The organism is Paenibacillus lignilyticus (assembly GCF_017942085.1).
GTDB lineage: Bacteria > Bacillota > Bacilli > Paenibacillales > Paenibacillaceae > Paenibacillus_Z > Paenibacillus_Z lignilyticus.
On sequence record NZ_JAGKSP010000030.1, the window covers coordinates 34,283 to 40,442 of the forward strand.

The following is a 6,160-nucleotide window of genomic DNA, read 5'->3' on the forward strand; positions in this document are numbered from 1 at the left end:
TCGCTATATTTTAGCTTGCACAAGCAATCCATCTTATGGGATTAGTATACTAATAGAATTCCGATATGTAAACTATGAATAAATGAAAAATAATCCGGGAGACTTGCCTCTGCAGTTACTGGCCAGTCTTCCCGGATCTTTGCCTATTATTTCGCTTCCGGCGGATACAAAATAATTCTTCCCTCTTCCATCTCTACCCGCACTTTATTCTTCTCCTTGAACTCATCCGCTTGCAGATACGATGCCGGAATCTGGAGCCGACCTGCTTTGTCGATAACGGCATATTCCACATGGCTTTCTTCCGCTTCGAAGATGCTGCCGTTCGCAAGCGCAGCCAACTCTTCCGCATAAGATTGCCGTCTGATAATCTCAGAAGAGGTTTTGCCGTCGCGGATCGCAACGACCCGGTCAACTTTGCGCGCAAGCAACGGATCATGCGTAACGATAACGATCGTAATGCCCATTCTGCTGTTAAGCTCCCGGAACAAGTCCAGAATTTGATTGGACATGCGCGTGTCGAGCGAGCCCGTCGGTTCATCGGCAAGCAGCAGCTTCGGCTCGTTCGCGAGCGCTATCGCGATGGCTACCCGCTGCTGCTCGCCGCCGGAGAGCTCGCTCAGCCGATTCTTAATGCGATGGCTTAACCCAACCGCCTCCAGCAGCTCGAGCGCCCGCAGCCGTTTGCCTCGGCCTTTCAGCAGAATCGGCAGCTCCACGTTCTCCAGCGCAGTCAAATACGGAATCAGGTTTCGCGCGTTGCTCTGCCATACGAACCCAACCGTCTCCCGTTTGTATTTGACCAGATCGCGTTCCGTAAATTTGAGCAAATCCTTGCCGTCTACAAGCAGCTTACCGGCTGAAGGGCGGTCAAGCCCTCCCAGCATGTTAAGCAGCGTGGATTTACCGCTGCCGCTGTTGCCGATAATCGCCATCAGCTCACCGGCTTCGACATGAAGGTCAAGCCCTTGCAGAGCTACGACCTCCAAGTCGTCCGTCTTATAAATTTTGACAAGCCCGTCGCAGTGAATCATGTTTTATTCCTCCCCAAGCTTCAGCGCTTGCGTAATTTTCATACGCGAAACCCGAATGCCGAGCACGGCCAGCCCGATTGTCAGCATAATGCCTACGACGCTGTACAGCTGCACGTAATCGCTTAGCTGACGGACAATTTCAAAAGGCGGCACTTGATCCGAAGCGTTGAAGGACAGCTGGAACAGCGGAACGAACTGGCTGCTCACCGCATTTCCGATCAGTACCCCAAATAGGATTGCAGCCGCAGAAGTCAACAGCTGCTCGCTTAGCAGCATGCCGATAATCTGCATAAACGAGATTCCCATTGCCCGTAATATACCGAATTGCAGCGTCCTGCCCGATAACGTAAGCACCCAGAACAATAGGAATCCGAAGAAGCTGATCATCATCGAAATGACGAAACCAAGCGTCATGACACCGTTGATCGCCAGCCGGAACGGATCGTTCTTCGAGCGAATCAACAGCTGGTTCGCATCCACTAGCTTCTCAACCGGGATTTCTTTCTTCTCCAAGTCCGCATAGATCACCGAGCTTGTGGCGCCTTCTTTGAGCTTAATCCACACCTCGTAAGGTTCAAGCGCAAGATGGTTCTGAATGTAAGACAGATGGCCGACAATCAAATTCGGCATCCGCACATTCGGATCGTCCTGGTTGCCCGACTGAGGCAGCGGATTCCATCCCGGCCAATAATCGATAATCCCGTAAACGATGAAGTTCGCGCTGTCGAGCCCTGCCCATTTCGCCGAGATCGGGTCGCCCGGCTTCACATTCATTTTGTCGGCGATGGATCTGGAGACAAGCACTGCCTTCGGATTACTCGCGATCAGGTTCAAGTAGCTGTTGATCGGATACTCCAGCAGTCCGCCGCGCATCCAGGCTACTTTACCGAATTCATACGTATCGATCCCGTATAAGGACGTACCGCCATTCTGCCCATTCGCGGAGAAATTGGCATCATCCTTGCGGAACACGCGCGCTGCCGTATCCACGCCGGCAAGCTCTTTCATCGTAATGAACGAAGGCTCCGTATACGTGACAACTTTAGGAGCTTGAACCGCCCCCGCATCATCCGCATTTACCATGGCCGGCATGCCTGCCGGCGCCGGAGGCGGCTTGTCGTTATCCCAGTGAACGGACAGCTGAATATCCGAACCTGTCGTGTATTGAATCTTATCTTCCATATTGCCATTGATCGTGCGTGCCGCATTGGCGCTGAACAGTCCCATGGCGACCGTCATAATCAAGAACACCTTGATGGTTAAATATTGCGATGACGAACGGCTGATCTGCAGCAGCGTGGAATACAGCGCAGGTGTCCACCATCTCCGGCCAATCCAGAAAACCAATTTAATCAGCCACGGATAGATCCGAAGAATGAAGAGCCCCGTTCCCAAGCTGAAGAGTGCCGGCATGAAGAACAGCAGCGGATCGACTTGGATCGCATTCGGATCCAGTGCAAGCGCCTTCAGATCGGCCATCCGCTTGTTAAAGCCATATAACATGTAGATCGCCATACCCAGTAAAACGATGTCTATGCCTGTTTTGTGCCAGAAAGACATTTTGTTGGAGCGCGCCATCTGCTGTTTATGCCCTACAATCGATATCCGAGTAGCCAAGAATGCCGGAACCAGAATGAGAATGATGGAGCCGATTACGGCTGCACCGGCAATTTTATAAGAGGTGCTGTTCAGCACAACATCCAGCGAGGAGCGCTGCACGAACTCCAGGAACCCGCTTGAAGCCCCTAAGATTTTGGTGAAATAGACGCCTATGAACGGGCCGACCGCAAGGGCCAACAGACCGAGCAGCAGGCTTTCCACCAGAAAGACGAGCATAATTTGCAGTCGGCTTGCGCCGCGGCTTCGCAATACGGATATCTCCGTCTTCTGCCTCTCAATAATCAGATTAGCTGCCATATACAAGTAGAACGCAAGCATGAACATGACCGGCGAATATAAGGACCAGAGCATGATGTCGAGCTTGTCTTTCTTCACCGTATACGTGGCAATCGGATTCTTAGCCGGCATATCCACCGACGAAATGCCAAGGCGCATGTTGAAATAATTGTTCATGGCCGTATATTGGCCCAGATACGTATCGATCCGGTCAATATTCATCTGCTCATAGTTAAGCGAGTACTGCCAGGAAAGCACCGAAATTTTCAACAGTCCTTGGTTCTCGATAAAATCATGGTTGAACTGCTTGAACGGAATATAGAAGGAAGTATTATACGATTCCACATTGAACTGATCGTACACGTTGTCCTGCTTCGACTCCACGATCCCTACCGGAATAATGCGGAGCTGCTGACCCGTATCCTTATTCGTATAGACGAACTCATGGTCAAGATCACGCTTAAGATCAATAATAAATTTCTGCGTAACGAGTGCTTCATAAACGCCGTCGCTGCGATTCGCATCCGGCATCCGGCCATCGATCAGATGCACCCGCTTGTCGATATCCGAGACGGTCCGAATGCTTCCCGTCACGCTCATTTCTTTCTTCTCGCGTTCGGAGGCATCGACAGGAATAATCTTGAACGACTGTGTTGCCCTCGACATGATATACGACTGGGCATCCAAGCCAAGGCGCTGCGGCGCGTTGTACATATAGCGATCCGCTTTGCCGATCAAACTTCTGATTTCGTCGAAGTTTCTCGTGCCGGAAACAGAAGTAGAAGCTCTTAATGAGCCAGGGTAGACGTTCTGATCCTTCTGAAGCTGTTGAAGCTCTTTAAATAACGTGCGCTGCAAAATCGCATGCGAGTATAGCGGCATGGAGCTGAACAGTGCTACGCAGATCGTAAGCCCAAACCATAAGTTAAGCTGCAGCCAACGATTCTTCGCCATTTTACGAAAAATCATCGTCCAGATTGCCATCGGTTCACCTCTTCTCTTCTCATGAGCTGAAATTAGTTATTCAGGATCACTTTCATGCCCGGATCTAATCCCTTGACGATTTCGACTTCCGTGGATGTCATGATACCCGGCTGAACGTCGATTTCTTTGCGGCGGTCGCCATCCAGCGCTTGTACATAGGTACGTCCCAAGTAAGTACGCAAGCCGCTGCGAGGTATGACTACCACATCGTCACGTTTCTCAAGCACGATATGAATGTCGGCTGTTTTGCCCAGCTCGAACGTTTTGTCCGGTTTCGCGATGGCAATATAGAGCAGCCTCGTGTTGCGATCGTCGATTTCCTTGTTTAGCGTAATCGGCGCATCCGAGGGGGATTGCAGCACTTTGCCATCAAATTTCTTATCGCCCATCTTGATCTGGACGGCCATGTCTCGTTGAACACCGGCAATTTGTTTCGGATCCTCTGCCGTGTAGATCAGATAAAGCTGCGTCGGATCTGCAACAGTCACCAGCGGCGTATACCCGTTCAAGCCGTCACCCGGCGACTTCGTATCCAAATAAGATACGATGCCGCTGATCGTTGTCGTCAGTTTCGCGGACTCAAACTGATCATTCATCGAATCGAGCATCAGCTGTTCCCGCTCCAGATCGATTTCCTTCATGCGCAGTTCATTACCGGTAACACCGCTTTGCTTCACTCGGAAATATTCGATTTGAGCACGCTCCAGGCTTAGCTTCTGCAGCTTCACGCGCAGGTCCAAATCACCCATATCCAGCTCGGCCACCAGTTGTCCTGCCTTCACTTCATCCCCGAGCTTCACGTGGAGCTCCTTCAATCTTCCGCTTTCCTTATAGAAGAGCGGCACATTCTTGCTCGACGCGACTACAGCCGCGCCGGAGAAACTCCGCTCAATTGTCGCCTTCTTCACTTCGATGGCATCTACCTTCTCCGCGGCAGGCTGTACAAGCGGCGGCTGCAGGACAACTTGCTTCTGCGGCAGAAGCGAGCAGCCGGAAAGCAGCGAAGCCGCGACCATGACTGCGGCAGCCTCCTTGACGAACAATCTGCGGCGATGTTTACGCGTTAGGTTCTGAGACAATCTCTCCATCCTCCAATGCAATAACATGATCGACGATTTCCATAATACCGGGATCGTGTGTCGTCATGACAACGGTCATTCCCAGGTTTTCAACGAGGTCACGGAACACTTTAATCACCTGCAGCCCCATCCGGCTGTCCAGCTCGGCTGTCGGCTCATCCGCCAGCAGAAGGACGGGTCGATGCGCGATCGCTCTGGCAATCGCTACACGCTGCTGTTCCCCCCCTGAGAGCTCAGGCGGGCGGTGCTTCATGCGGGATTTCATGCCCACCCATTCCAGCGCTTGTTCGGCGCGTTCCTTGTGCAGCTTCGAATCGCTGCCTGCGATACGCAGCCCGAACTCCACATTCTCGTACGCGGACATAAGCGGGATAAGACCGAAAGCCTGGAACACCAGCCCCAGATTCGTTCTGCGCCAGGTGCTGCGCTGTTTCTCGGGCAGTCTGGAAATAACTTGGCCGTTAAAATAAACGTCACCTTCTGTCGGCTGATCCAAAGCTGCAAGTAAATTGAGCAGCGTCGTCTTGCCGGAGCCGGAACGGCCTTTAAGCGCGATCATCGAGCCTTTCTTAATCGTCAAATTAATATTCTTGACAGCGGTTACAGAATTGTCACCGCGGCCGAAGACTCGTTTCACATTATCCGCTTGGAGCAGCGGAAGGTTGCTGGCAATCGGCGATTCCGCCGTATGAATCTTCACGTGCGGCCATTCTCCTTCCCGAATCTATGAATTCGTTTACATTTACATCTGTAAAAATTTTCTATTAGAGTTAGGATACTAGGCGAAAACTGGGCTGTCAACCCGAGAACCTGTTAGATTTTCGCACAATTGCATCCAAAAACGTGAACATTAGGTTGATTATAACTCGTACGACATCCATAGGGATAGTCTTAATTCAACGAGTTTGCTGCAGGGAGATATTAGAAAAAGGCGCAGCCTATCAGCAGCGCCAGCAAGCCGGCCAGCGCCGAGGACGCGAAATTCACCGCGTCGTTGCTCATCCCGGCGAAGCCGCGAATTCGCTGCACGGCGTCGCTGCCGCCGCAATGCTCGGCGCGCTCTGTTTCGCTGCCGCATACCCGGCAGCGGTACATCACTTGCACGGTCGCGCCGAGCAGCGAATCGGCGAAGGCGCCGGCCGTGCCGGCGCAAGCCGCGGCGGCGAGCAG

General features: G+C 52.2%; 5 protein-coding genes. All 5 read right to left on the reverse strand.

What is annotated here, in order from left to right:
* Positions 1 to 146: 146 nt before the first annotated feature.
* Complete coding sequence (locus I8J30_RS30875) at positions 147 to 1,031, reverse strand: ABC transporter ATP-binding protein (protein ID WP_090981728.1); 885 nt, start codon at positions 1,029 to 1,031, stop codon at positions 147 to 149.
* A gap of 3 nt (positions 1,032 to 1,034) precedes the next feature.
* Positions 1,035 to 3,911 carry an ABC transporter permease gene (locus tag I8J30_RS30880; protein ID WP_210664226.1) on the reverse strand — a complete coding sequence of 959 codons (2,877 nt, stop codon included), beginning with the start codon at positions 3,909 to 3,911 and terminating at the stop codon, positions 1,035 to 1,037.
* 32 nt (positions 3,912 to 3,943) lie between these two features.
* Positions 3,944 to 4,990 (reverse strand): efflux RND transporter periplasmic adaptor subunit, encoded by a 1,047-nt coding sequence (locus I8J30_RS30885; RefSeq protein WP_210664227.1) that lies wholly within the window; start codon positions 4,988 to 4,990, stop codon positions 3,944 to 3,946.
* Positions 4,968 to 5,690, reverse strand: coding sequence for an ABC transporter ATP-binding protein (locus tag I8J30_RS30890; RefSeq protein ID WP_338044981.1), 723 nt, complete (start codon positions 5,688 to 5,690; stop codon positions 4,968 to 4,970). The genes I8J30_RS30885 and I8J30_RS30890 overlap by 23 nt, the downstream gene beginning before the upstream one ends.
* 221 nt (positions 5,691 to 5,911) lie before the next feature.
* On the reverse strand, positions 5,912 to 6,160 hold a 249-nt coding region (locus I8J30_RS30895), incomplete at its 5' end, for a DUF92 domain-containing protein (RefSeq protein ID WP_210664228.1).

Coding starts and splice junctions, on each gene's coding strand:
- I8J30_RS30875 (WP_090981728.1), bottom strand. CDS start 1,031: ATGATTCACTGCGACGGGCTTGTCAAAATTTATAAGACGGACGACTTG.
- I8J30_RS30880 (WP_210664226.1), bottom strand. CDS start 3,911: ATGGCAATCTGGACGATGATTTTTCGTAAAATGGCGAAGAATCGTTGG.